Origin of the sequence: Vibrio sp. 1F255 (assembly GCF_041439145.1) — a bacterium.
Lineage (GTDB): Bacteria > Pseudomonadota > Gammaproteobacteria > Enterobacterales > Vibrionaceae > Vibrio > Vibrio crassostreae_C.
The window spans coordinates 42,728-67,176 of the sequence record NZ_JBGONQ010000016.1 but is presented as its reverse complement, the minus strand read 5'-3'; the positions used below and the strand labels follow the sequence as shown (position 1 = coordinate 67,176).

At 44.8% G+C, this 24,449-nt stretch carries 20 protein-coding genes, 1 tRNA gene and 1 pseudogene; 10 read left to right on the top strand and 12 right to left on the bottom strand.

Features of this window, described 5'->3' with window-relative positions:
• Nucleotides 1-128 precede the first annotated feature (128 nt).
• The 4 genes from ACED41_RS10960 to ACED41_RS10945 all read left to right on the top strand — a co-directional run bounded on the left by ACED41_RS10960 (nt 129) and on the right by ACED41_RS10945 (nt 2,170).
• On the top strand, nt 129-695 hold the full coding sequence (locus ACED41_RS10960; protein WP_017061509.1) for a septation protein A: 567 nt from the start codon (nt 129-131) through the stop codon (nt 693-695).
• A 188-nt stretch (nt 696-883) separates the two neighbouring features.
• Nucleotides 884-1,282 (top strand): acyl-CoA thioester hydrolase YciA, encoded by a 399-nt coding sequence (gene yciA, locus ACED41_RS10955; protein WP_017061510.1) that lies wholly within the window; start codon nt 884-886, stop codon nt 1,280-1,282.
• A gap of 194 nt (nt 1,283-1,476) precedes the next feature.
• Nucleotides 1,477-1,773 (top strand): YciI family protein, encoded by a 297-nt coding sequence (locus ACED41_RS10950; RefSeq protein WP_010437999.1) that lies wholly within the window; start codon nt 1,477-1,479, stop codon nt 1,771-1,773.
• Nucleotide 1,774: 1 nt separating this feature from the next.
• Nucleotides 1,775-2,170 (top strand): GspS/AspS pilotin family protein, encoded by a 396-nt coding sequence (locus ACED41_RS10945; protein ID WP_010437997.1) that lies wholly within the window; start codon nt 1,775-1,777, stop codon nt 2,168-2,170.
• Between the two features lie 107 nt (nt 2,171-2,277).
• Here the strand turns inward: ACED41_RS10945 and metE are convergent, their stop codons facing one another.
• Complete coding sequence (gene metE, locus ACED41_RS10940) at nt 2,278-4,632, bottom strand: 5-methyltetrahydropteroyltriglutamate--homocysteine S-methyltransferase (RefSeq protein WP_017067396.1); 2,355 nt, start codon at nt 4,630-4,632, stop codon at nt 2,278-2,280.
• A gap of 281 nt (nt 4,633-4,913) precedes the next feature.
• Here metE and ACED41_RS10935 point away from each other — a divergent pair, with 281 nt between their 5' ends.
• Nucleotides 4,914-5,825, top strand: a complete 912-nt coding sequence (locus ACED41_RS10935; RefSeq protein WP_010437993.1) for a LysR substrate-binding domain-containing protein — start codon at nt 4,914-4,916, stop codon at nt 5,823-5,825.
• Between the two features lie 138 nt (nt 5,826-5,963).
• Here ACED41_RS10935 and ACED41_RS10930 read toward each other — a convergent pair whose 3' ends face one another.
• Nucleotides 5,964-6,164 carry a DUF4250 domain-containing protein gene (locus ACED41_RS10930; protein ID WP_009846421.1) on the bottom strand — a complete coding sequence of 67 codons (201 nt, stop codon included), beginning with the start codon at nt 6,162-6,164 and terminating at the stop codon, nt 5,964-5,966.
• A 132-nt stretch (nt 6,165-6,296) separates the two neighbouring features.
• Nucleotides 6,297-6,977: a hypothetical protein gene (locus ACED41_RS10925; RefSeq protein WP_029235143.1), complete on the bottom strand. Its 681-nt coding sequence runs from the start codon at nt 6,975-6,977 to the stop codon at nt 6,297-6,299.
• Nucleotides 6,978-7,214: 237 nt separating this feature from the next.
• Between ACED41_RS10925 and ACED41_RS10920 the strand changes: the two genes are divergently transcribed.
• Nucleotides 7,215-9,605: a YgiQ family radical SAM protein gene (locus tag ACED41_RS10920; RefSeq protein ID WP_371724958.1), complete on the top strand. Its 2,391-nt coding sequence runs from the start codon at nt 7,215-7,217 to the stop codon at nt 9,603-9,605.
• 84 nt (nt 9,606-9,689) lie between these two features.
• On the opposite strand, the gene ACED41_RS10915 is transcribed toward ACED41_RS10920, so the two are convergent.
• The 3 genes and pseudogenes from ACED41_RS10915 to ACED41_RS10905 form a co-directional block, all read right to left on the bottom strand.
• Nucleotides 9,690-10,154 (bottom strand): GtrA family protein, encoded by a 465-nt coding sequence (locus tag ACED41_RS10915; RefSeq protein ID WP_371724957.1) that lies wholly within the window; start codon nt 10,152-10,154, stop codon nt 9,690-9,692.
• A pseudogene (locus ACED41_RS10910) lies at nt 10,141-11,635 on the bottom strand (ArnT family glycosyltransferase). The gene ACED41_RS10915 and the pseudogene ACED41_RS10910 overlap by 14 nt, the downstream one beginning before the upstream one ends.
• Nucleotides 11,632-12,651, bottom strand: a complete 1,020-nt coding sequence (locus ACED41_RS10905; RefSeq protein ID WP_050634924.1) for a glycosyltransferase family 2 protein — start codon at nt 12,649-12,651, stop codon at nt 11,632-11,634. Before ACED41_RS10905 ends, ACED41_RS10910 begins: the two are co-directional and overlap by 4 nt.
• Nucleotides 12,652-12,776: 125 nt before the next feature.
• Here ACED41_RS10905 and ACED41_RS10900 point away from each other — a divergent pair, with 125 nt between their 5' ends.
• The 4 genes from ACED41_RS10900 (at nt 12,777) to ACED41_RS10885 (ending at nt 16,774) form a co-directional block, all read left to right on the top strand.
• The gene (locus tag ACED41_RS10900; protein WP_371720717.1) at nt 12,777-13,454 is read left to right on the top strand and encodes a response regulator transcription factor; all 678 of its coding nucleotides are present in this window, start codon (nt 12,777-12,779) and stop codon (nt 13,452-13,454) included.
• Nucleotides 13,451-14,737, top strand: coding sequence for a sensor histidine kinase (locus tag ACED41_RS10895; protein ID WP_371724956.1), 1,287 nt, complete (start codon nt 13,451-13,453; stop codon nt 14,735-14,737). The genes ACED41_RS10900 and ACED41_RS10895 overlap by 4 nt, the downstream gene beginning before the upstream one ends.
• A 138-nt stretch (nt 14,738-14,875) precedes the next feature.
• Nucleotides 14,876-15,811 (top strand): pyridoxal-phosphate dependent enzyme, encoded by a 936-nt coding sequence (locus tag ACED41_RS10890; protein WP_229647088.1) that lies wholly within the window; start codon nt 14,876-14,878, stop codon nt 15,809-15,811.
• A 225-nt stretch (nt 15,812-16,036) separates the two neighbouring features.
• A complete protein-coding gene (locus tag ACED41_RS10885; protein WP_371724955.1) occupies nt 16,037-16,774 on the top strand; it encodes a dienelactone hydrolase family protein in 738 nt (245 codons plus the stop codon).
• Between the two features lie 75 nt (nt 16,775-16,849).
• Here the strand turns inward: ACED41_RS10885 and ACED41_RS10880 are convergent, their stop codons facing one another.
• From ACED41_RS10880 to ACED41_RS10855, 6 genes are all read right to left on the bottom strand, one after another.
• Nucleotides 16,850-18,103 (bottom strand): D-amino acid dehydrogenase, encoded by a 1,254-nt coding sequence (locus ACED41_RS10880; RefSeq protein WP_065585149.1) that lies wholly within the window; start codon nt 18,101-18,103, stop codon nt 16,850-16,852.
• Between the two features lie 225 nt (nt 18,104-18,328).
• Nucleotides 18,329-19,255 carry a LysR family transcriptional regulator gene (locus tag ACED41_RS10875; RefSeq protein WP_017063521.1) on the bottom strand — a complete coding sequence of 309 codons (927 nt, stop codon included), beginning with the start codon at nt 19,253-19,255 and terminating at the stop codon, nt 18,329-18,331.
• Nucleotides 19,256-19,505: 250 nt separating this feature from the next.
• Nucleotides 19,506-20,720, bottom strand: a complete 1,215-nt coding sequence (gene gltS / locus ACED41_RS10870) for a sodium/glutamate symporter (protein ID WP_017072261.1) — start codon at nt 20,718-20,720, stop codon at nt 19,506-19,508.
• Between the two features lie 254 nt (nt 20,721-20,974).
• Nucleotides 20,975-21,065: transfer RNA gene (locus tag ACED41_RS10865), tRNA-Ser, on the bottom strand.
• A 180-nt stretch (nt 21,066-21,245) separates the two neighbouring features.
• Nucleotides 21,246-21,695 carry an L-alanine exporter AlaE gene (locus ACED41_RS10860; RefSeq protein ID WP_017062062.1) on the bottom strand — a complete coding sequence of 150 codons (450 nt, stop codon included), beginning with the start codon at nt 21,693-21,695 and terminating at the stop codon, nt 21,246-21,248.
• 248 nt (nt 21,696-21,943) lie between these two features.
• Nucleotides 21,944-24,397: an ATP-binding protein gene (locus ACED41_RS10855; RefSeq protein WP_371724954.1), complete on the bottom strand. Its 2,454-nt coding sequence runs from the start codon at nt 24,395-24,397 to the stop codon at nt 21,944-21,946.
• Nucleotides 24,398-24,449: the final 52 nt, after the last annotated feature.

Below are 24,449 nucleotides of genomic sequence, written 5' to 3'. Positions count from 1 at the left end.
TTCAACTCTTTAAACACGATGAGTGGTTAGATTGAATTAATTGGCACCCAATTGTCTCGAGCTATTTAGAATCGAGACAGTTTTCGTTAGACTGTCAGCAACTCAACTAACTGGATAGTCAGTGTCTCATGAAACAAATTCTTGATTTCATTCCTCTCATTATTTTCTTTGCGCTTTATAAGATGTACGACATCTATACCGCGACCGGCGCTTTGATCGTTGCCTCTGCAGTTCAAATTATTTTGACTTATTTCATCTACAAGAAAGTCGAAAAAATGCAGGTCATCACCTTTCTAATGGTTGCCGTATTTGGTGGCATGACCATCTTCTTGCACGACGACAACTTCATTAAATGGAAAGTCACCATCGTTTACGCACTGTTTGCGATTGGCCTGACGGTCAGTCACATCATGGGCAAATCAGCGATTAAAGGTATGTTAGGCAAAGAGATCACACTGCCTGATTCGGTATGGGGCAAGATCAACTGGGCATGGACGCTGTTCTTTACCCTATGTGCCGTTCTCAACGTTTACGTTGCTTTCAGCCTACCGTTGGATGTTTGGGTCAACTTCAAAGTGTTTGGTCTACTCATCGCGACCTTGCTCTTCACCTTGCTCACTGGTGTTTATATCTATAAGCATCTACCAAAAGACCAGCAGAAAGAGTTAACGGATAAAAATACCGACGAGAAATAGCCCTTAGGGATGAGTCCTCATACCCTATTTGATACAATTATTATCAATATGCGATTGGCCAATGATACTCGTGATCATTGGCCGCTGATTATTTGTGTTCGGTGAAGACGTTAAAAATTAGACCACCACGAGTCTCGTAAACACATCTATTTTTATATAAAACAATCAATACCATTAAGAGTACGACAATGACTATTCAATCAACTTTGAACCCGATTGGTTCTTTACTTCTTCGCACATTAGCGATGCCTTCTGATACAAATGCAGCAGGCCAGATTTTCGGTGGTTGGATAATGTCACAGCTTGACCTTGCTGGCGGCATACTGGCAAAAGAGATATCTAACGGCAAGATAGTCACGGTTTCAGTATCGAGTATCGAGTTCAAACAGCCGGTTTCAGTGGGTGATGTTGTGTGTGTTTATGGTGACTGCACTAAGATTGGTCGCAGCTCGATGAATATCGACCTAGAAGTCTGGGTTAAGCCTGTACTTGATCACGGTATCGGCGACCGCTACAAGGTTTGTGGCGCGACATTCAACTACGTTGCGGTTGATGAAAGTGGTAAGCCTCGCCCAATCAATAAATAGTACTTTTCACCAAGCTGCTAATGTAGACGGTCTTTAGTTTCAACGAATGAAATCGCTAAAGACCATACAACTCTCTCGCACCAATTCACAATTTCTTATCATTAACCCTTCCAATACCAATTAGTTCGCGTAAATTAGCAAGATAGCGAATTTAAACGCCCCAATTTAGTGAAGTAAAATAAGGATATCTCAATATGTGGTACGTGATTTTTTCTCAAGACGTCGAAAATTCATTAGAAAAGCGCCTAAGTGTTCGCCCACAACATCTAGAACGCCTACAAACACTTCACGATGAAGGCCGACTGTTAACAGCAGGCCCAATGCCAGCCATTGACTCAGATAACCCTGGTGAAGCTGGCTTCACAGGCTCTACTGTAATTGCTGAGTTTAATTCTTTAGAGGACGCACAGGTATGGGCAGACGCAGATCCGTACATTGAGGCAGGTGTCTACCAAAATGTCATTGTAAAACCATTCAAGAAAGTATTTTAACGTGAAAAAATGGATTATTGGCTCTCTGGCTTTAGCTCTGCTCGCAGGCTGTGCTTCAAGTGAGCAAGACCAACAAAGACAGCTTGAAATGATGGCGCAACACCGTGCTGGCGTTTTATCTGCCGGCCTGCCGATTGAGTATGGCCCACTGTCAGTCATGCGTGTACTGGCAAAAAACACCGTTATCGAGATCATGATGATCTACAACCAAGACGCTAAAGGTGCTAAGCCTTTAAACCAAGTCGTAGATATGAGTGTTAACAGCTACTGCACCAACTCTGAAGTTAGAGCAAACCTTGACATGGGCTTGGCTTACAACATTAAGGTTCGCAACACTCGCGGACAACTGATGGTTGAAAAGCTAATCAGCAAAGAGACATGTCAGAGCATTAACTAGATTTGATTTCTAACGTTAAGCTAGTAACAAACAAGAAAGGCCTTGCAGATGCGAGGCCTTTCTTTTCTCAGACTTTTGTTTTTAGAACGATAACACCCTAGCTTTAATTATGCTGATGCTTCTGCCGACTCCCACTCTTTACGCAGCATTTTAGTCGCTGAAACTAAATTAGCCAGTGCCGCTTCTGTCTCTGCCCAGTTACGCGTCTTCAGCCCACAATCAGGGTTTGCCCACAAACGTTCTGCTGGGATTTTCTTTGCCGCTCTCTTAAGTAAATCAACAATCCACTCTTCTGAAGGAATGTTTGGTGAGTGGATGTCATAAACGCCAGGCCCAATCGCATTCGGGTAGTTGAACTCTTCAAACGCTTTCAGCAGTTCCATGTTCGAACGAGAAGTCTCTATGGTAATCACATCGGCGTCTAGCGCAGCGACTGAATCAATGATCTCGTTGAACTCGCTGTAACACATGTGGGTGTGAATCTGAGTTTCTGGTTTAGCACTCGCAGCTGAAATCTTAAAGGCATCCACTGCCCACTCTAAGTATTCTGCATGGTCACGCTTTTTCAATGGCAAACCTTCACGAATGGCAGGCTCATCAATTTGAATAATGTTGATACCTGCGTCTTGCAAATCAGACACCTCATCTCGCAGCGCAAACGCCAGTTGATTGGTTATCTCTTTGCGTGAAATATCTTCACGTGGGAATGTCCAACACAAGATAGTAACAGGCCCAGTTAGCATGCCTTTCATCTGCTTTGAAGTCAGAGATTGAGCATAGGTCGACCATTCCACCGTCATTGGTTTTTCACGCTCGATATCCGCAACCACAATCGCAGGTTTCACGCAACGAGAGCCATAACTTTGTACCCAACCAAATTTGGTAGTTTGGAAGCCTGCTAGATTTTCAGCAAAGTACTCCACCATATCATTACGTTCAGCTTCACCATGAACCAGTACATCCAAATCCAGTGCTTCTTGACGTTTAACGGCATCCGCAATATGGCCTTTCAATGCAGTGTTATATTCCGCTTCACTCAGTTTGCCAGTGCGGTAAGCGCTACGTTGAACACGGATCTCGCCTGTCTGTGGGAATGAACCAATGGTTGTGGTTGGTAACAGCGGTAAGCCTAACACCTCAGACTGGTGCGCGGCACGTTCTGCGTATGGAGCAGTGCGCTCTGCTAGCGCTTTAGTTATCGTGTTAATACGAGCTTGAACTTGCGGCTTATTCACATGAGTCGCGCTCTTGCGTGCAACAATCGGCTGGCTGTAGGTTTCACACGCCAAGATAGCATTGTGGTTACCGTCTAGTGCAGCACCCAATATACTCACCTCGGTCACTTTCTGTTTCGCGAAAGCAAACCAACTCTTCACTTCATCGCTGAGTGAATCTTCTAACTCAAGGTCGACTGGACTATGCAAAAGTGAACATGAACTTGCTACCCAAAGTTTGTCTCCTAGCTTCTCTTTCACTGGTTGTAGTAACTCTAGTTGAGCGGCTAAATCAGCTCGCCAAACGTTTCGTCCATTAATCACCCCTGCTGAAAGTACCCAGTGTTCAGGTAACTTACCCACTACTTCATCAAGTTGCTGTGGTGCTGCTGCTAAGTCGATATGTAGGCCATTAACTGGTAGCTCTACTATCTTATCTAAGGTATCAGTCACCGAATCAAAATAAGTAGTGAGCAGCAGTTTTACATCACCTTGAATCACTTGATACGCCAACTTGAATGAATCTGCCCATTGACTCTCAAGCTCAAGCGAAAGAATTGGTTCATCGATTTGAACCCACTCAACCCCCAACTTAGCGAGTTTTGCCAAAATTGCTTGGTAAGCGGTAAGAAGGCGCGGAAGAAGAGATAAACGATCAAAACCCTCCTCCACTTCTTTACCAAGATATAAATAAGATAACGGGCCTAACAAAACTGGCTTCACCTTATGCCCGGATTTTATCGCTTCACTCACTTCGTCAAACAGTTGTGGCCAGCTCACTTCAAAGGAATCGTCTTTGCTGAACTCAGGCACAATGTAATGGTAGTTGGTGTTGAACCACTTAGTCATATCAGAAGCCGCAGAGCTATCTTTAGTGCCGTCACTAGACGTATGCGTACCACCGCAACAAGTCGACTGAACCTGAGATTGACCACGCCCCACACGGAACAAAGTATCTAAATCTGGGAAGGATTTTTCATCTTCAGAACCACCAGTATGGCGCTTTGGTACGTGGCCTAGAAGTAAAGTCGTTGTTAATACATGGTCGTACCATGCGAAGTCACCCGCAGTTGCAAAGCTAAGATTCGCGTCAGCTTGTACATTCCAGTTACGATTTCTTAGTTCGCTACCGAGTTGCTTTAAATCTGATTGGCTAATCTCACCGCGCCAGTATTTTTCTAAAGTGAATTTGAGTTCGCGTTTTTCGCCGATACGTGGGTAGCCTAAAATATGCGTTGTCGTAGTCATGAACCTGTTCCTTATTCAATAATTTTTAGTGTTCGATCAAACTGCCTAGCTTATGGTTTAAGTTCTTTATAAGGCGTCTGGATGGCTAAACTATCTCCCTAATCTGAACGATGAACAACGTCCAAATATTCATCTTGTTTATTAAAAATATTCATCTTGAATAATCTAAAGCTGAAAGAATTAAATCCATCTGGACATCTAGACGTTTACAAATGAAAGAAAACCCCGTAGGGTGATTATTAAGAAATATTGAATTGGCTTAGGGAATATGAGGAAAACTCATGATAGAGCTTAAACACCTTCGAACATTGACTACCTTAAGAGACAGCGGCTCGCTAACAGCGACGGCAACTTCTCTTCACTTGACTCAGTCGGCGCTTTCTCACCAACTGAAAGACCTTGAGGCGCGTATCGGTGGTCAGCTTTTCCTACGTAAAACTAGACCAGTTAAGTTCACCTCTGAAGGTGAGATTTTGCTTAGGCTTGCCGATGAGATACAGCCAAGAATAGCTAAAGCGGAGAACGAACTCGCGAGCCTGAAAGAGGATGTGAATGGTCGTTTGCACATGGCGATTGAATGTCACTCATGCTTCCAATGGTTAATGCCTGCTTTGAAGGAATATCAAGTGGCTTGGCCAAGCGTAACGCTAGATTTCTCGTCAGGCTTTGGGTTTGAGCCGCTACCCGCGCTAATGGCAGGCGAGCTAGATTTGGTGATCACCTCTGATATACAGCCTCGCTCTGAGGTTCACTACGAACCACTCTTTGATTTTGAGATGCGTTTGATCACCGCAATCAACTCACCTTTGGCAGAAAAAGCGAGCATTGAACCGCAAGATCTTAGCGATCTCACCATGCTCACCTACCCTGTTCAAAAACAGCGTTTAGATGTCGTGAAGCACTTTTTACAGCCTGCGGGTGTAGAACCTAAAAAGTGGAAACAAGCGGACAACACGTTAATGCTAGTTCAAATGGTATCAGCAGGTTTGGGAGTAGCGGCTCTACCAAACTGGGCGATCAGTGAATTCTCAAGACAAGGGCTGATTGCCAGCAAGCCATTAGGCAAAGGACTATCAAGAAGACTGTTCGCAGCGGTAAGAAACTCTGAGAAAGATAAACGTTACCTGCAAGCTTTCTTTAGCACGGCAAGACAGCAAAGTAAGAGTCACTTAGATGGCATAGAGGTCGTTTAAAGATGATTTATGGCTAAGTTAAGCTCGATCGATTCGTCAGAAACAAAAAAGTCACAGATAATCTGTGACTTTTTTTCTCTCAACACCCACAACACGCGATGCATGTCATTTTCGATAAAAGATGCGCTAATCTTTAGCTTATCTCGAGTAAGACTTAAACTGGTTAGTCAATGGATCGTATTGATAGCCAAGCATATCGAGCTTGCCCACGACACTTTCTATATCCATTTCATACATACTGATCAGCTCTTCAAAGCTATCGCACTCTAGGCGAAGTTTCTCATTCACGATTCCCAGCAAGATAATGCTATCGAAACCTTTGACGTTGCTTAAATCCATCTCGTACTCCTTACGAACACACCGACTAAAATTAAGTTTAGAACGCTTACCAAGGCCATGCTAAAAAACTGATCACACTTCTTAAAGAGAATGCGTGATTAATGAGCGCACGTAATTAATGAAAGTGCGCGATTAAAGTGCCCAAACTGGCGTTAAACCCACAACGGCCACCAATAACATCAACAACGAAATACTCAGTTGAAGCTTTTCAGGCGTTCTTGCGAACAGTAAATGCCAACACCACACCACGATTGAGGAGATCAACAAAGCAAAACTAAATAGCAAAGTGGAAATCACAGGTTCTAATTGAGCTTCAGACAAAGAGTAAACACTCACGACGGTCGCCAGTACTACCAACATACCGGTTAGCACGCCCACAACAGGAAGCACTCGATGAAATGCCTGCAACCGTGTCCTTGCAATCGTCAGTAGTAGATGGCCAAACGCTGCTCCTAACAGTACCACTAGCAGCAAAGTAGTAATGATACCAACAGCGGTTGCTTGCTCAGTCGCTTGTATAGCAACATATGACAACGCTAAACCACAGGCCAAGTACATCACCCAGATAGGACCAGAATCGCGAGTCTTCTTGGTTTGAACTTGAGAATAGAAATAAAAGATCGCGAACACGACCAGAAAGGCTTCAATTTTTACTGAAGCGACGGCAAGCCACAGCACGCCAATCGCAGGTAACATCTTGTGGATCCGACCACGCTGCCCCGGACAAATATCCCCTTTCACCAAGATGAGGGTTAAGATCAGTTGGGTTCCTAAAAGCATCGGAGCAAATTGTACTAATAACGTTTCGACCATTGTGGATCTACTTCTTCAGACTTATTTTCGCGAATAATATCAAAAACTGCTGCGAACACTAATCAAAATCACAAATTAGCGACGTTATTCAAGGCTTCAACTATGCTGTTGTATGGCTCTTTTATCGCCATTTACCGTAAAAAGACGAAAGACACCAGAACTAACAGGGGCATGTTCTACTGGCTAGTCTAGGCTCATGCCGCTATAATTCCCGCCTCAAAAATCAGAGGTTGAAATATGTACAGCGATATCACTCCTATTCACGAACACAAAAAATACTGGGCCGAGTGCTACGGAACTGCACCCTTTTTGCCTACCAGTAGAAAGGAGATGGATGCTCTTGGATGGGATAGCTGTGACATTATTATTGTAACTGGTGACGCTTATGTCGATCACCCGAGCTTTGGTATGGCTATCATCGGCCGTCTGCTTGAAGCTCAAGGTTTCCGCGTGGGCATTATTGCTCAACCAAAGTGGGACAATAAAGATGCCTTCATGAAGCTAGGTAAACCTAACCTATTCTTCGGCATCACAGCGGGTAACATGGACTCCATGATCAACCGCTACACCTCTGATCGCAAATTACGTCACGATGATGCTTATACTCCGAACAATGAAGGTGGCAAGCGTCCTGATCGTGCAACTCTGGTTTATTCTCAACGTTGTCGTGAAGCTTACAAAGGCACGCCAATCGTGCTTGGTGGTATTGAAGCGAGCTTACGTCGTGTAGCTCACTACGACTACTGGTCAGATAGAGTTCGCCGCTCTGTATTGTTTGATGCAAAAGCTGACATTCTTCTTTTTGGTAACGCTGAGCGTGCATTGGTTGAAGTAGCACACCGCATTGCCGATGGTGAAGACATGTCTACGCTGACCAATATCCGCGGTACTGCTATCAATCTTCCTGCGGCCCCTGAAGGCTTCAAGATCATTGACTCTTCTCGTATCGAAAAGCCGAACAAAGCGTATGTTCCGGTTAACCCGTACGAAGTTGAAACTCAGTGTGATACCAAGAAAGACGAAAAAGAAGAAGTAAAAGCGCAACCTATTACTATTCGCCCTTCTCGTCACGATGCAAAAACTACAGCGGTTCGTATCCCAGGTTACGAAAAGCTAAACAATGACCGTATTCTTTACGCTCACGCTAGTCGTATTCTGCACCTTGAGACAAACCCGTACTCAGGTCGTGCTCTGATTCAACGTCACGGTGATCGCGAGCTTTGGATTAACCAAGCGCCTATTCCATTGACCACAGAAGAGATGGACTACGTGTTTGGCCTTGCGTACAAGCGTGTTCCGCACCCGATGTACGGCAAAGCGAAAATCCCAGCATACGACATGATCAAAACCTCGGTTAACATCATGCGTGGTTGTTTTGGTGGTTGTTCTTTCTGTTCAATCACAGAGCACGAAGGTCGCATCATTCAGAACCGTTCGAAAGAATCTATCTTGGATGAGATCGAAGACATTAAAGATAAAGTACCGGGCTTCACAGGTACTATTTCTGACTTGGGCGGCCCAACGGCGAACATGTACCGTTTAGGTTGTTCAGATCCAAAAGCTGAAATTAACTGTCGTCGTCCATCATGTGTGTTCCCGAAAATCTGTGAAAAGCTAAACACAGACCATCAACACACTATCGACCTGTACCGCTCTGCGAGAAAAGTACCGGGTGTTAAGAAGATCATGATCGCTTCTGGTGTACGTTACGACTTAGCGATTGAATCTCCAGAATACGTTCGTGAGCTTGTGACTCACCACGTTGGTGGTTACTTGAAGATTGCTCCAGAGCATACTGAAAAAGGCCCACTGGATCTGATGATGAAGCCGGGCATGGGCACTTACGATCGTTTCAAAGAGATGTTCGAGAAGTACAGCGCTGAAGCCGGTAAGAAACAGTACTTAATTCCTTACTTTATCTCTGCTCACCCGGGCACAGAAGATGAAGACATGCTTAACCTAGCAATGTGGCTGAAAAAGCACAACTACGAGTGTGACCAAGTACAGAACTTCTACCCATCGCCAATGTGTAATGCAACGTCGATGTACTACTCAGAGACTAACCCTCTGAAACGCGTGAAATATAAGAAGCGTGAAGATGTTCCTGTGCCGAAAGGTGATCGTCAACGTCGTCTGCATAAAGCACTGCTTCGTTACCACGATCCTGAAAACTGGAAAATCATCCGTGAAGCACTGATCAGCATGGGTAAACAGCACCTAATTGGTGACAAAGCAAACTGCCTAGTACCAGCAGAAGACTTTGATGCACAAACACCGGCACAACGTCGTAAGTCTGGTCGTCACGGTTCACAACGCTTTGCGACTAAGCACAGTAAATCTCAGCCAGGTCTTGGTGGCGAAAGCCCACGTAACCACTCTGGTAAGAAACCGGGTGGCAAGAAGCCGAATGGTAACGGCAACGGTAGCCAAGGTAATGCTAACCAAGGTGGCGGTAATGGCAATGCTCGTAAACCAGCGACTGGCTTCATTAAGAAAGGTCCTGGTGGTCAGCAATCACAAGGTAATGGCGGCGGAAATGGCAAACCAAACCGTAACAAAGCGGGCAATGGTCAAGGTGGCAAACCTGCAAGTAACGGCAAGAACCGCCAGCGCGCAGCACAACGCTAATATCGCGAACCGATTGACTTCGCTATCGTAAAAACAAAAGCGCAGCTATTTAGCTGCGCTTTTTTGTGTCTGTTACAAGATAGCCTAACGAGCAAACACCCAATACTGACTAAGCAAATAGTTACTGACCATGCCCACCAAGATGCCAACCGCCATTGCGATAAACACTGCCCCAGTAAATGCAGGCAGCAATTCAGTCATCAACTTAAAGCACAGCAAATTAGGTATCGCCGATATTGATGCAGAGAACATGAACTTTTGCCATTGAATCAGCTTTTCGGACCAATTCCCCTGCCCTTTGAATTCAAAGGTCAACACTCGATTTCCAAACCAGGTTGTCGTTGCTGCAACGATGAAAGAGCCAATTCGAGCACTCATTAACGGCAGCCCAATAACGTAATGCAGCAACGCAAACACGGCACAATCGACAACAAAGCCACCCGACCCCACCATAGCGAATTTAATCATCTTATGATGAGGTTGTAGTTTTTGGTTTAGCACGTCGAACTTGTGGCTAAACAGTCTCGATGACGAGTTAAAATAGAACATCGCCATCACTTCGAATATGGCTCAACGATAGATTTGAGATTTGGTTTGATGTTTTGGCTATGACAACTAAATAGAGCGCGCTTGATCTTCACCGTCGGCTCTAAAATACAGGTCAACGCATTGTCTTTAATCTTGGTTTCCACTTCCGCTCTTTTACCAATCAGATAGAACTTGTCGATACCATCTAACTGTTTAACATCAAGTAGCTTTTTCGCTTGTCCATGACTGTAAAATTGCCCAGAGAACGGTCGTTTACCGATGTAAAAGCTCGGCGCTTCATCCGTGATCTGCTCGAAGATAATACGGTCACTTTTCTCGTTCGCTTTGCCTAGGTTGAGGTAGACCATCGCAATCATTAACAGCACAGGTAGCACCAAAGCCACACTCGAGAACCACTTCTTATCTTTTTCTACCACAAGCGTTGCCACCAGCAAGCCAAGGGCTGGAATACCCGGTAGGACGTAAGCTGGAAGAATATTACCCGCCATAGTGAAAAGAATTAGAGGAGAGACCAACCAACACACAAGGAATGAAAACAACCCACTATGTTCAGCGTTAACTTCTGCGATTTTCTTACGACGGGCGAAAGTCAAAATAGGCAACACAATCGACCACGGCGCAGCCGCTTGAATCCAGAAAATCCAAATCATGCCTCTTGCTTGGTCATGGGCAGAACCGTATAAATCGCCCTCCCAACCACTCACAACAAAACGCTTAAAGTGCTCGCCAACAATAAAGTAATCAATAAAACCCGGTGTTGCCATTTCAGCCATGATGTACCACGGCAAAGCAATCGCTAGCATCACGCCTAAGCCTGACAACAGTGGAAAGCGTTGCCATAACACTTTAAAAGCGCCAAAAAATCCATGTTGCAATACTAACCAAGGGAAAACGGCGATACCCATAATCACAATCGCTACCGGCCCTTTTGCCAGCAAGCCTAGTGCTAAGCCAATGAAACCGACATAGCCCCAAGACCGATTAGTCTTCGCGCTCCCTTCTCCCTTCGAACCCTCTCCTCCTAACCAACATAGGTAGAAACCTAACATGGCTATGGTCATCGCTAACGTTAATGCCATGTCAGTCATAACAGCACCCGCCGCGATAGAGAAAATCCCACATGTCGCCAATACCACGGCCGCCACCAAGGCACTTTGTCCGGTGCGCTTAGCCATGTACGCAACCAACAAAATCGTCGCAAAACCTGCTAACCAGTGTGGCGCACGCACAGCAAACTCACTCAAACCAAACAGCTCAATGCCAATCGCGCTCATCCAGGTAAACATCGGAGGCTTACCCCAGAAAGGGATGCCGTAATCAAATTGAGGGGTTAACCAATTGCCGGTTTCTACCATCAAGCGAGCCATCTCACCGTAGCGCGCTTCCGTAGTGTCCATTAAAGGGTATGTCGCCAGAGATAAGAGCCTTAGAACCAATGCAAAAGCCAACAAATACCATAGGTGCGTTCGGTTCAGGCTCATGCTGACTCCTCTAATTTAAAATGCGTTTTTAATGCAGGGGTATCGACCACCGATTGGATCAGATACAAAGGACGGTTCTTGGTTTCGATGAAAATACGACCTATGTATTCCCCCATTAAACCAATACTCAGAAGTTGAATGCCGCCAAGGGCAAGTTGAACCACCATCATTGACGGGTAGCCCGTAATAGGCTCACCAAACATCATGGTTTTGAACACGATGAAGACGCCATACACGAAAGCAGTAAGCGCCACTAATCCACCAACGGCCGTCGCAATACGCAGTGGGCGGATAGAAAATGATGTGATGCCATCCATCGCCAATCCGATGAGTTTCAGGTAGTTCCACTTGGTCTCGCCACAGAAGCGAGCGTCGCGCTTAAACTGAATCGTTGCTTGTCTAAAACCTGGCCATGAAAAGATGCCTTTCATGTAACGGTTACGTTCAGGCAGTTGGTTGATATGGTCGACAACCTCTCGGCTTAACAGTCGGAAATCACCCACATTTTCTGGAACATCGATCTTCGCTGCCACGTTCATGACTTTGTAAAAGCTTGCTGCTGAAAACTTCTTAAACCACGTTTCACCATCACGTTGGCTACGCTGCATATTGACGACGTCATAACCTTCGCGCCATTTGGCAATCATTTGAGGAATCAGCTCGGGTGGGTCTTGTAGATCGGCATCGAGCAAGATCACAGCTTGTCCTCGGCAGTGTTCGAGGCCAGCACTCATCGCTGATTCTTTACCAAAGTTACGGCTTAAACCGATCACAGAAATTGAGCTATTGATTGAAGTGAATGAACTCACCAAATCCAAGCTGTTGTCTTTGCTGCCATCATCGACATAAACAATTTCACTGGTGATGGGTAAGCTATCCAGTACCTTGGTTAAGCGAGAATGAAACTCTTCTAACACCTCTTGTTCATCGTAAAACGGCACAATGATCGATAGTGAAACGGCGGGATTGATCCGTGATGTGGAGACTTTAGGTCGGCTAATATGAAGTTCAGACATAATACGTTCTTCTATTTTTTAATCTGAATCCAATCTACCCCCTCATAAGTGAAAGTTATGTTATTGACATATTTTTCACGCTCACTCAGGATAATGTTACCGTCTATTTCTGTATGAGAATCAAAATGAAACGAGTTCTATTAGTCGAAGATAACCGTGAAATCGCAGGCGTATTATTTGATTATTTTGAGTGCATTGGGATGGAGCTCGATTACGCGGACAACGGTGAGCTTGGCTTGCAACTCGCGATGGATAACTCTTTTGATATCATCATATTAGATCTGATGCTGCCAAGAATGGACGGCCTAACGGTTTGTAACAAGCTAAGAGACCAAGGCAACACAACCCCGATCCTGATGCTTACCGCGCTTGATAGCCGTGAAGACATGTTGAAAGGGTTTGACCACGGTGCCGATGATTACCTAACCAAGCCTTTCGATTTGGATATTTTAGAAGCGAGAATGAACGCACTGGTTCGTCGTTACCGCGGAAAAGTCGCCTCTTCAAAACTTCAGTTCGATGAACTCACCATCGACCAAAAAACCCGTAAAGCTTACCGCCAAGATAAACTACTAGCGCTCAACCCAACCACTTACACCATACTTGAGATGCTGTGCCAAAGCGCACCTGAAGTAGTCACTCGTGAAGCTATTTCCTACAAGTTATGGGAAGAAAACGAGCCCAACAATGATGTGTTGCGCAGTCACATTTATCAGTTACGTAATCAACTCGACAAGCCTTTCGACACTCAGATGTTAATTACGGTGCCTAAAGTTGGCTTCCGATTGGAGCCATCGAATTGATTTCAAATGTTCTTACAAGCACAAAAACCCTAACGGGCCGCTTAGCGGTTTTCTTTGGGTTAATGGCCGTAATTGTGTCGGCATTTGTCTATGTGGTATTTATCACAGCCCTGTACTTGTCGGAAGACCGCGTGGGTGAAAGACGCATCCTAATTGACCGCAACTATGCAGTCGGGTTATTCCAGTCAGGTGAAAGTGGAGAGCTTCGTATTGATGACCTGACTATCGCTTACAACGATCTTTCCTATCTACCGAAAAAGTATTTAAAGTATATTGAAGGCAAAGAAAATTTCATTGGTGAGGTCGGTGAAGATCCAGAATCTCGCATGGTCTATGTAGGCGAGTATACTCATGAAGGTAGAACTCACCCTATTGTTCTGCTTTCTGAAATAGACCGTGTCGAGCTTAGTGTCTTTGAGCTCGTTTATGCCACCACATTTGTATTAGCCCTTCTCTCTATTCTAATATTCAGCTTCGGAGCTCTGCTCTATCGGTTGTCTAAACGGCTGATTGAGCCCTTCAACTCCCTGTCTGAACAGCTTGAATCCAATAAGCTCAATCTAAACGAAGAATTTGGAGTGAATGGCGATGCGGCGGTGGAGTTTCGTCAGTTGACGGATCAACTCAATCAATACAGAAGAGAAATCAATTCTCTAGTAAAACGCGAGCAAGCTTTCGCACGCTACTCAAGTCATGAACTAAGAACTCCGTTGACTGTTGCTCGTGGTGCCAACAAACTGTTACTGAGAAGCGAAACAACCGAATTTCAATCTCGTCAGGTTGAACGTATTGATGAAGCCATTGTTCAAATGTCTGAAATGGTCGATGCACTGCTTGGTCTCGTTCGCTATGAAAGAAACAGTGACGATGCACCGCTACGTTTATTCAGCCAGCAAGAGCTAGAGACTATCGTTTCTAAAAATTCGTTGCAGGCTGACGAGAAGGAAGTCGCGATAACCTTACAAGTTCAATCAGAACCCACAATTCAAGCCACCAGCGCGATAATGAACATGTTGGTCGGAAACTTGTTGAGAAATGCCATTGCAGCGACCAATAGTGGCACCGTAACGGTCACTCTGTCCCACGAGAGTGTTGTGATTGAAGACCAAGGAGAAGGCCTCCAAGAACAATACAATCCAAATGGGCATGGGTTAGGTTTATTGATTGTCGAGGACTTATGTCAACGCTTCCAATGGGGCTTTGAATTGGTCAATCGCAGCTGTGGTGGATGTACCGCTAAGATCACCTTTCAAACCGATCTATCCGCATCCACCCCAGAGTAAATGAGTTCATAGTTCGAAGCTCAATATCGAACGAAAACTTGATTTAGTTGGTTTACAGCGGTCCCTAGCTACTAGATACTCGTCAGTCCTATTTGAACTATAAATGCTGGCTCTGAGTCAGCATTTTGTCTAAGTGCGATGAAACTAAATAATAGCCCTGTAACTCAACATCAATACAACGAGCACACCTTTTTCTTAAAGCGTGACGATCAGCTTCACTCCCACTTTTGCGGCAACAAAGCCAGAAAGTTCATGAAGCTACTGGAAGACGATAGCCCAAACACCACCACTCTAATAAGCTATGGTTCCGCTCAGGCTAACTCCTTGTTCTCACTCGCCGCACTTGCGAAAATCAAAGGCTGGACGCTTGAGTTTTACGTCGACCACCTGCCTCAATGGCTACAAGAACGCCCACTCGGCAACTACCGTGGCGCTATCGATCTCGGGGCTAAGGTTATTTCAGTCAAAGAAACAGGCTCTGAGCTTCATCCACAAGAGTATATTGAGCAAGTAAGACAACCTGACTCACAATGCATTGTGTTACCAGAAGGTGGACGCTCTCAGCTTTCTGAATACGGCGTGAAGCAACTGGCGATTGAAATACTCAGCTGGACGCGTTTCGAAAACAAACACGATTTCGTGGTAGCACTTCCAGCAGGCACAGGCAGCACAGCTCTGTATCTGCATAAGCATTTAAAAATGCACAACATCCCAGTGTTAACTTGCGCTTGTGTTGGCGGCAGTGATTACCTAACACAGCAGTTCAATGAACTCGGCGAAACCGATCACCCGCAGATATTACCACTTAAAGCCAAACACCACTTTGGTAAGCTTTACCAGCAGGACTATCAAACTTGGTTGGATCTGCAAGAACAGACGGATATTGAATTCGACCTGCTCTACGACCCATTGATGTGGCAATGCCTAGAGCAATGGCAAGAAGAGAACCCAACAAAAACCGTCATCTATATCCACCAAGGCGGCATCTTAGGTAATGAGTCGATGTTGCCGCGCTATCAACGTAAGTACCCAGAACTTCGAAGTAGTCACACCGCTGATAACGCTACTTGGTAGTAATCCGTTCTTTTCTACTCTAATACCCCCCGCGTTTCTGCGGACCTGAGAATTTCTCAGCACATCATGAACAGCCATCGCACTCCCTTTCGATGGCTGTTTATCAGTAATCGCCACCTGCTATCCCTGCCATACATTTCAAGTTAGAGACATAAATCTGGCGAGAATCATCGCGTTATCTATACTTTCGATTGGAACGTCAATTGTCATCGAAAGGAATTACGCATGCGAAAACTCACTACGCTCGGCCTGTTTTCAGTTTTACTGCCCTTCTCTGCGATATCAGGAGAAAACGTCACTTACCAAGTCGATGGGATGGATTACGAAGGTTATTGGAGTGAAGCCAGTGACCAAGCGCCTTTGGTACTGCTAATACACGATTGGGATGGCTTAACCGATTACGAGAAGAAACGTTCTGAGATGCTCAACGAACTAGGTTACAACGTGTTCGCCATCGACCTATTTGGTAAAGGCATTCGCCCTACCGAAGTGAAAGATAAAAAGCAACATACAGGCGAGCTGTATAAAGACAGAGAAAAAATGCGTACGTTGCTCAACGCTGGTGCCATGGAAGCGAAAAGACTTGGCGGCAACTTAGATAACAACGTAATGATGGGATACTGTTTCGGCGGAGCCGCTGTATTGGAAGCCGCTCGTGCGGGCATTCCTTCGAAGGCTTATGTCACCTTCCATGGCGGTTTATCAACACCAAAAGGCCAAGACTACTCGCAGACTAAAGCTCCCGTAGTCGTGTTCCACGGCACGGCTGATGCCATGATTTCAATGCACGACTTTGGAAGCCTCGCCGCTCAACTTGAATCAACCAAAGTTCCGCATGAGATGATCACTTATAGTGGTGCGCCACACGCCTTCACAGTATTCGGATCGAATAACTATCAACATGAAGCTGACCAAAAATCTTGGGATAGATTTACCCATGTGCTAGAAACCACGACCAGATAATCTTCTCCCTCAGAACCCACAACCCCATTCGAAAACTTAAGAATGGGGTTGTTTAATTATCACTGCATCATCTCGCTACAAATAGCGGTGGATACTTAAGTCATCAGTTTTAATATCACTAGCTGAGCCACTGACCACGCTTGCCAAGATCTTTCCTGAGCCACATGCCATTGTCCAACCTAATGTCCCATGTCCAGTATTTGTAAATAGGTTCTTGATAGGCGTCTTACCGATAATAGGCGTACCATCCGGCGTCATTGGTCTTAACCCAGTCCAGTATTCAGCCTTAGAAAAGTCACCCGCTTGTGGGAAAAGATCTTTAATCACCATATCAATCGTGGCTTTGCGTTTTTCAGGGATAAGGTAATTAAACCCCGCAAGTTCTGCCGTCCCTGCAATGCGAATACGATCATCAAATCGCGTCATCGCTACCTTGTAAGTTTCATCCATCACAGTCGAGGTTGGTGACTTATCTGCATTCACGATCGGCAGTGTTAGCGAATAGCCTTTCACTGGATAAACCGGGATCGACAAATCGACTTGCTTCAACAGTTCTCGAGAATAGCTTCCTGAAGCGACCACGTAAGCATCCGCTTTGAACTCGCCTTGAGTCGTTGTAATACTCTCAATGGTTTGATTCTGATGATTGAGCCTAACCACTTCGGTATTAAACACGAACTGAACGCCGAGTTGCTTGGCTTTTTCGGTCAAGGTTAAACAGAACTGATGACAATCACCGGTTTCATCGTGTGGTAAATACAGGCCGCCCACCAGCTTGTCTTTAACGTCTGCTAAACCAGACTCCACTGACAGACACTGTTCAACATCAAACAGCGAGTGTTCGATTCCACTCTCTGTTAATAGCTTCATATCCTGCTGAATAGCGTCCAATTGTTTTTCGCTTCTGAATACTTGCAAGGTGCCTTTCTGCCGGCCCTCATAAGCCAGTTGTTCACTGGTTCTTAGATGAGTGAGACACTCTCGGCTGTAGTTAGCGACTCGCAACATGCGCGATTTGTTTTGTGCGTATTTGGCTTCATTGCAGTTGGCGAGCATCTTAGTCGCCCAAGAAACCAATTCAGGAGAAAGTGAAGGCTTAACTTTTAAAGGGGCATGCTCTTGGGTTAACCATTTCATCGCTTTCAATGGAATACCAGGCGCCGCCCATGGTGAAGAATAACCGTAAGAGATTTGCCCAGCATTCGCAAAACTGGTTTCTTTGCCACTGCTATCTTGACGATCAATAACCGTGACCGAGTGACCTTCTTTTGCCAAGTACCATGCGCTGGTCAATCCAATAACACCACTGCCAATTACAATAACTTCCATTCTCTTCCCCTAATGCCTGACAAAGCCAAATCTGTCGAACACAGCTGTCAGTCTAAAACTCGTTTCGTTAATAATTTGTAACTTATTCCGCATGTGTTGACTTAACAATAGAGAGAGCGTTGACAAAAACTCAATTCGACTTAAAAACGAATTCGGCAGTTTGAAAGTGTGATATTGGCGGTATTTGAAAGCTTAGGTAGGAGTCGCTAAGTAAATCAACTAAGCCTAGATATTGTAAGCGTCATGGCTTAAGAAAGTGGCGTTCTCGAGTAAGAAATCCAACAAGGTTTCGGCTTGTAGCGTAAGTGCACGGCCTTTCAAAGATTGAACCTTAACCGTCGCCTTCGATAGCATCTCCAACTCGGTCGCAACCACTTCAATCTGCCCTGACTTTATTTCATCGATCACAGTGAGCTTAGGCATAAAGGTGACGCCCAACCCTGCTGAAACGAAGTTAGTCAGTGCCGTGACTGAGTTAGTTTGAAGTTTTGGCTGCAAGGTAAGATGGGAAATTTGTTCAGCCTGCTTTACTAGCCTCCCCATACCGGTCGAGTTATCGATCAAGGCGAGAGAAGCGTCTTGAATATCTTGCATTACCACTGGTGCTTCTTTCATCGTAAGGAAGTGCCCCTTCGGAGCAATCAATTCGAGCGGATGGCTGCGTTCAACGTGGGAGTGCAGTTTAGGGTGCGGTGCAGACGCATAGGTTATCGCAAAGTCTATCTGTTGATCTTCCAACATCTTGACTGCATCCAATGCCCCAGCGATCTCAATAGAAAGATTGATATCAGGATAACGAGTCATGAAGGTTTGCATCGGTTTAGAGACCAAGTTGGTGATGAACCCTTCCCCAATCGCGATGCTAACATTACCGCCCTTGAGGTTTTTAAGCTTGGTTAGTCGAGCAAGCACTGCCGCCTCTCCACGAACAATGGAGCGATAGTAGTTCAACAGTTCGTTCCCCGCCTCAGTCAGCAGAGATTGGCGGTTGTTGCGCTCCCATACTTTCATTTCCGCTTGCGCTTCTAACTGTGTCAGCATTCGACTCATCGCGGCAGGGTCAACGTTCATCATCTTAGATGCCTTACGTAACGACCTGTATTTTGATAACGCGTTTAAGTACTCGAGAGCACGGATATTAAAGTGGTGCATTCAACTTCCTTGTAATTCAACTGACACTTAATCAAGCGTCTCACAAATTTGCTGCGAACATATATCCCAATTTATCAAGATCGTAATTGCTCTTACTAACTTGTGCACCGAGTCACTTCAAGGCATTACATCAAAGGTTGATATACGTGTATTTTTTGCTGTAGATAACACAAAGGCGACAACTTTCGTCATCGCCTTTGTGGTCATTATCCCGATGTAAACCTCAAGCAGTCAATAACTGGTCACTTCACTACAGACCAACAAAGAAACTGATCACCAATGCGTTGATCAAATCAACAAAGAAACCACATACTAATGGCACCACAATGAATGCTTGTGGGCTTGCGCCATATCGATGAGTTACTGCGGTCATGTTCACAATTGCTGTTGCGGTCGAGCCTAGAGTGATACCACCGAAGCCTGAACATATCACCACAGAATCGTAGTTTCTTCCCATCAAGTAATAAACGACAAACACAGTAAACAACAGGGAAAGCAAGATCTGGATACTCATGACAACAGAGATATAGCCAAACAGTCCATCGAGATCCCAGATACGCAACCCCATCAATGCCATGGTCAAGAACATGCCTAAACAAATATCAGAGATCATCGCTAAGCCTTTGCGGCCTTGAGCGATTTTCTCTTGTGTACGACGTTTCTTAAACAGTGCGCGACCAACGTTTCCGATTAGGATACCTGCGATCAAACAGCTAACGAATAACGGCAGTTTCAAACCCATTGAGTCGATAACTTCACTCAAGCTGTAACCCAGCATCAGTGTTAAGTTAAGAATCAACCATGCCCACAGAACGCCGTAGTGGCTTAGCTCTGTTTTTGTTTCACTCTCTTGGAATGCACCAACCGTAACCTCTTCTTCATTAGAAGGGCTTACTTTGTGTTTATTGAGCAGGTAGTTGGCAATCGGGCCACCAATCACACACGCTGCAATTAAACCAACCGTGTTTGAAGCGACACCAAGTTCGAGCGCGTTAGCAATACCAAACTCTTCCACAAACATTGGTGCCCACGCTAACGTTGTTCCTACGCCGCCTATCAAACTAACAGACCCAGATAGCAAGCCTGCTTTAGGATCCATTCCAAAGCCAGAAGCGACTGCCATTCCGACTACGTTTTGCAACACGATAAAAATGGCAGCAAGACACAGTAGGATGAACAACGGTCGCCCACCTTTAATCAGTGTTTTAATATCCGCTTGTAGCCCGATGCCAGCAAAAAAGTAGAGAAGCAAAAAGTCTCTGACATCTAGGCTAAAGGTGATTTGGATTTCAAAAATATAGTAAAGCGCCGCTACGGTCGCTGCGCAGACAAAGCCACCAATCACAGGCTCTGGCAGTGAATACTTTCTTAATACTTCAGATCGCTCAATCAAACCTTTACCGATAAACAGTAATGAAATCGCGATCGTAAAAGAGAGCATTGGAGAAACTAGGGTTTCTGTCATGAGGCTATGGGTTCCTAATAGTTAGATTATTCATAATATTGCGTACTATTAATAATCTAGATTCAGGCCAAAAAATCAAGCGATTATCGATGATAAAAACATCTAATATGGTTAATTCTGCGACGGTATTAATAGAGGTAATAACTATAAAGAAATGATTAAAGGAACGGATACTAGGGAGATATACAGATGAGGTGGAATATAGGGGCTCTAAAACGAGAAAACCCCAGCATTTCTGCTAGGGTTTTGAATAGTGGTGGAAGGATGGGGATTTGAACCCCAGATACGCTATAAACGTATACTCGCTTTCCAGGCGAGCGCCTTAAGCCACTCAGCCATCCTTCCACTAATTGTGTGTTGAGCATGTCACTCAACGAGGCGCTACTTTATTGATTCTGCTTGCTTTGGTCAAGGGGCATTCTCAAAAAAAGTGCCTTTTTCGGTTTGTTCGATTACAAATTAACTCATTAGATCAAAAACAAACCAAATTTCATTCTTTCGCTGCACTTACGCTTGTTGCTTTTCTTAAGCTTGTTGATAGTAGCCAGGAACTCGAAACCATTTACGACACATATCGAGGAAGTAGCCGTAAAGTACGCCCATACCGCACGAGATAACTGCATTACTGGTGACAGCCGTAACGATCTGGTCGCCTGAAGCACCCACTGCCAACAAAATACCCGCATACACTGGAGACTGGAATAACACGTATGCCATCAAATCAGACAAGTTTTTCATCAATGAGCTTTCTGAAAGTTTTGCACCATTGCGTAAGAACCAATCACGAAAAACGCCATAAGGCCAAGCGATAGCAATGTTTACAGGAATAGATAACGTTCGAGAAGCAAGAGATTGCTCAAACGTCATACCAGAAATAAACACTTCTACGATCATGCCAGAAATAAAACAGAAAACGACCATAGCAAATGTATCCGCAGCTGCGTTTCGAATACAAAATGGACCACGAGACTTCATTGACGACAAACCTAAAATATATCACTGCTTAATTAGTGATTTAGTAACATATAAACAAGGCACATTTGCACCTCACCAGATAATGTCGCTATTAAATCACAAGATTAGTAGTCATACACTCCAAATTAAAAATCAAGTTGTAAATTAACAACCAAAAACCACTTTAAAAGCAGTCACTTTCACCAAAAAATCCAACCAAGGTCAAATATTGGACAGTTCGTCATTTACTTACCGTAATTAAACAACATTTAAGCCATAGGTAGATTTACAGTAATGATATTAATGACATCTTGTGTAGGTGGTGATCCTAAAGCAACCTGCTCTAACGCTTTATCGACTTGTTCAGTAAGTTCCGCGTTGTTCATAGCTTCAACGTGGACACGTAGGCTCTCTAGTGCAAATTGAATCAGTTCTAGGTTGTTGTCTTCTAGCGCCACATACAACGTCACTAACAGCTCTTCAGTGTTATCTTTGTTGCGAAGATCAGGTTTAGGCAGTGACTCGCTTTTACTTTTCGAATCGTGTGGTTTTACGTCTTGGCTTTCGAGCTCATCCGCTTTTACTTCATGGTATTGATAAAGCTTATTTGAATAGCGGAACAAGGCATCATCCAGTTCACGCTCGTCAATCGGCTTAGCAATAATATAATCCACACCTGCCCCCAACATACGCTCACGAGTCTCTTTAAAGACATCAGCCGTACAACCAAACACCAATACCGATGACACATCGCCTATCAAAGCACGAATAGCAGTGGTTGATTCAACGCCATCCATCACAGGCATATGGTTATCCATGAGCACCAAATCAAAGCGCTCAGCAACCACGGCTTGTATCGCAAGTTCACCGTTTTCGACGCTCTTACAGGTAAAGCCTTTACTGCTCATGAAGGCTTCAATGATCACCGTGTTAGTTCGGTTGTCCTCGACGATCAGTACCTTTAAGCCAGAGTAGTCCAACTTCTTATGTGGCAAACTCTCGATTTCTCCTGGCTGACATGGCTGAATCTTCAAGCGAACATCAAAACTCGTGCCTATCCCTTCTTCACTGGTGACGGTAATACTGCCATCCATCAACTGGGCAATTTTCTTCACAATCGCGAGGCCAAGGCCAGTTCCGCCAAAACGCCTTGTGGTCGAAGACTCCGCTTGTTCAAACGGTTTAAAAATACGCTTCTGAGCTTCTTTAGAAATACCAATTCCGGTATCACGAACTCGAATGCTCAGATAGGTGTCACTCCCCTCTACAACTTCTTTCAGGTACACCTCAACAAAGCCTCTGGAGGTGAACTTCACCGCGTTGTTCAATAGATTAAACAAAATTTGGCGAAGGCGAGCTTTATCTGAGAAGTACCAACGACCCGAAGTCACCTCAGAGTACACTTTGAATTGAAGCCCTTTCTCGGAAGACAATGTGTAGTAAACACTGTTAATACTGCCGATGATCGAATCAAGCGGGAAACGCGTTTCATCAAGATCCAACCTGCCCTGCTCGATCTTCGAGAAGTCTAAGATCTCGTTGAGTAGAGTCATCATATGATCGCCGGACTCATACAAGCTCTTAAGATGCTTCTCTTGTTCAGAATTTAGAGGCGTTTTTAATAGGATTTGAGCGGTACCCAATACCCCATTCATCGGAGTGCGAATTTCATGTGACAAGGTCGCAAGGAAAGCGGTTTTTGCATTGGTGGATGCCTGAGCTTTAACCTTTTCCGCTTCGAGATAAATGGTCTTTTCGTTGAAGGTTTTAATCAAATGGCCGATTTCGTCATCACTCGGGTAATCCACATCAATGATTTCGCCGGCTTTCGAGCTATCAACCTGTGCTGCAATCCTTGTGATTGGACTAATCAAATAACGGTTCAATAAGTAATACCCCGCCATGACACAAAGTAGCAATAGCGGAACAATACCGCCTTCGATGCTCATCACCTGACGAAACACTTCGTCTTCTACTCGTGATTTGGAGTTCACCACATCCACTTGCCAGCCGAAATCACCAAATTGATTGCTACTGATGTAAATGCCTTCAACGAGATTAAAGTTATGCGAAACCAACACTTGGTTAAGCTTATCTCTGAGCGTAATGCCAAGGTTGTATTCTTCGGCGTGGTTCTTGATAAAACCAAGCAGCTCTTCGAGCGAGAGATCCACCGTGGCAACACCGGCAAAAGTACCGTCGTAATAATAAGGGGAAGACGCCGTAATCATTCGAACGTGTGTGTATGGGTCGATATACACATCGCTCCAAGAGATCGTTCCTTGTTTTTTGTTGACGACAGAGGTGTACCAATACTCTTCTTGATAAGGGGCATTTTTGGGGTTGTTGTAAGAATATATCTGATCGATTCTTCCATCGTCGGCTTTATTAAAAAAGTAACTGTTGAGAAGCTTTTTAGAATCGAGCGCATAAGGTTCAGGCCAAATACCGGCACTGACAATTGTATCGTCGCTCGCCGCCAACATGGACTTAAATAGCGGAATAACATCATCACCGTTACGATGCGCTTGAGCAAACCCAACGAGACTGTCTACGAAGCCTCGAGAACTACTGAGTGGCTCTGTAATCAATGCGGATAACAGTTGCGTACGCAAGTCGAGGTTTTGTTGTAATTTGGCGCGCACAGGGGATTCTACGACGTAATACGTCACACTACCGACAATGGCAATAAACATCGCAAGGTATAATCCAAGCGCTACCATGCTTTTTTTCTTTAAAGACGACCGTATCTGCATAATTCTTTTATTGTTTTCT

Bases quoted from the DNA above. Each gene is read 5' to 3' on its own strand.
- ACED41_RS10960 (WP_017061509.1), top strand. From the start codon at position 129: ATGAAACAAATTCTTGATTTCATTCCTCTCATTATTTTCTTTGCGCTT.
- yciA (WP_017061510.1), top strand. From the start codon at position 884: ATGACTATTCAATCAACTTTGAACCCGATTGGTTCTTTACTTCTTCGC.
- ACED41_RS10950 (WP_010437999.1), top strand. From the start codon at position 1,477: ATGTGGTACGTGATTTTTTCTCAAGACGTCGAAAATTCATTAGAAAAG.
- metE (WP_017067396.1), bottom strand. From the start codon at position 4,632: ATGACTACGACAACGCATATTTTAGGCTACCCACGTATCGGCGAAAAA.
- ACED41_RS10935 (WP_010437993.1), top strand. From the start codon at position 4,914: ATGATAGAGCTTAAACACCTTCGAACATTGACTACCTTAAGAGACAGC.
- ACED41_RS10930 (WP_009846421.1), bottom strand. From the start codon at position 6,164: ATGGATTTAAGCAACGTCAAAGGTTTCGATAGCATTATCTTGCTGGGA.
- ACED41_RS10925 (WP_029235143.1), bottom strand. From the start codon at position 6,977: ATGGTCGAAACGTTATTAGTACAATTTGCTCCGATGCTTTTAGGAACC.
- ACED41_RS10920 (WP_371724958.1), top strand. From the start codon at position 7,215: ATGTACAGCGATATCACTCCTATTCACGAACACAAAAAATACTGGGCC.
- ACED41_RS10915 (WP_371724957.1), bottom strand. From the start codon at position 10,154: ATGTTCTATTTTAACTCGTCATCGAGACTGTTTAGCCACAAGTTCGAC.
- ACED41_RS10905 (WP_050634924.1), bottom strand. From the start codon at position 12,651: ATGTCTGAACTTCATATTAGCCGACCTAAAGTCTCCACATCACGGATC.
- ACED41_RS10900 (WP_371720717.1), top strand. From the start codon at position 12,777: ATGAAACGAGTTCTATTAGTCGAAGATAACCGTGAAATCGCAGGCGTA.
- ACED41_RS10890 (WP_229647088.1), top strand. From the start codon at position 14,876: ATGAAACTAAATAATAGCCCTGTAACTCAACATCAATACAACGAGCAC.
- ACED41_RS10885 (WP_371724955.1), top strand. From the start codon at position 16,037: ATGCGAAAACTCACTACGCTCGGCCTGTTTTCAGTTTTACTGCCCTTC.
- ACED41_RS10880 (WP_065585149.1), bottom strand. From the start codon at position 18,103: ATGGAAGTTATTGTAATTGGCAGTGGTGTTATTGGATTGACCAGCGCA.
- ACED41_RS10875 (WP_017063521.1), bottom strand. From the start codon at position 19,255: ATGCACCACTTTAATATCCGTGCTCTCGAGTACTTAAACGCGTTATCA.
- gltS (WP_017072261.1), bottom strand. From the start codon at position 20,720: ATGACAGAAACCCTAGTTTCTCCAATGCTCTCTTTTACGATCGCGATT.
- ACED41_RS10860 (WP_017062062.1), bottom strand. From the start codon at position 21,695: ATGAAGTCTCGTGGTCCATTTTGTATTCGAAACGCAGCTGCGGATACA.
- ACED41_RS10855 (WP_371724954.1), bottom strand. From the start codon at position 24,397: ATGGTAGCGCTTGGATTATACCTTGCGATGTTTATTGCCATTGTCGGT.